The organism is Secundilactobacillus angelensis (genome assembly GCF_012641075.1).
GTDB lineage: Bacteria > Bacillota > Bacilli > Lactobacillales > Lactobacillaceae > Secundilactobacillus > Secundilactobacillus angelensis.
Window position 1 is genome coordinate 1 of record NZ_JAAXLJ010000059.1, and the last position, 964, is coordinate 964.

At 37.1% G+C, this 964-nt stretch carries 2 protein-coding genes; one reads left to right on the forward strand and one right to left on the reverse strand.

Features of this window, described 5'->3' with window-relative positions:
- Nucleotides 1-27 precede the first annotated feature (27 nt).
- Entirely contained in the window at nt 28-615 is a 588-nt protein-coding gene (locus HC026_RS12335; RefSeq protein WP_168926200.1) for a site-specific integrase, read from the reverse strand.
- A gap of 76 nt (nt 616-691) precedes the next feature.
- Between HC026_RS12335 and HC026_RS12340 the strand changes: the two genes are divergently transcribed.
- Nucleotides 692-964 (forward strand): type II toxin-antitoxin system Phd/YefM family antitoxin (locus HC026_RS12340; RefSeq protein ID WP_168926199.1); only part of this gene is annotated, 273 nt, incomplete at its 3' end.

Sequence of the window (964 nt, forward strand, 5' to 3'; positions counted from 1 at the left end):
AAAATCTAAATCCATAAAGCCAGCCTCCTAACCAAAATCAATTTTATCCAGCATCGTTTCAGTACTAGCCTGGTCTAAGCCTAAATAAGCTAAAGTCATGGCTTCACTTGAATGGTTTAATAAGTGCATGACCAAACCAATATTATAATTAGATTGTGTGTAGACGCGATAAGCCCCGGTTTTACGCATTGTATGGGTCCCTAGATAATTAATTCCTAACAGATCGCCAACCTTGCTCATAATTTTGTAGAACTGTTTTTCCGTGATATGGCGCTCTGGGTGTTGAATGGAAGGAAAGAGCCATTCAGATTCTAGTTTATGATCAAGTAGCCATTGGCGGTACAATAAGAGCTCTGTTTGAACTGGTTTAAGATACAAGGTATTCGGTTTACCAGTTTTTCGATCGTGAATGAACGCATTTTGTTTAATAGAACCGTCCGGATTAAAAATATCGGTTTGCTTTAAGCGCATGACATCACTCACTCGCAGTAGCGTAGCTTTGCCAACTTGAAAAACTGTATAGTTACGTCGGCCAGCTTTAAAGTTGTTGAGTAAGGTATCTTGCACCTCTTTGAGAACGTTTGAATCTTTGATGGGTAAGACAACTTGTTGCATAGTTTTAGCTCCTTAAAAAATTGATTTTTAGTACAAATTAAAGTACAATATTAAGTACAAAGAAAGGGTGGTAAATATGACATTAGCATTAACACAGAGCGATTTTCGCGCTAACCTAAAAAAATATTTAGATCAAGTTAATGACGAAGACGAAACCGTTTATATTGCTCGTTCAAATAGTCGCGCAGTAGCCATCGTTTCACAAGAAAAAATGGACTGGCTAGAAAGAGCATTAAAAGCTAAAGAAGGTTCGTTAGAATATGCAATTGCACGTGATCAGTTAATTAAACGCCATGTTTTACCTGACGATGAAATTGTTGAATCAGATGATGATTATTGGGGTCAGTTT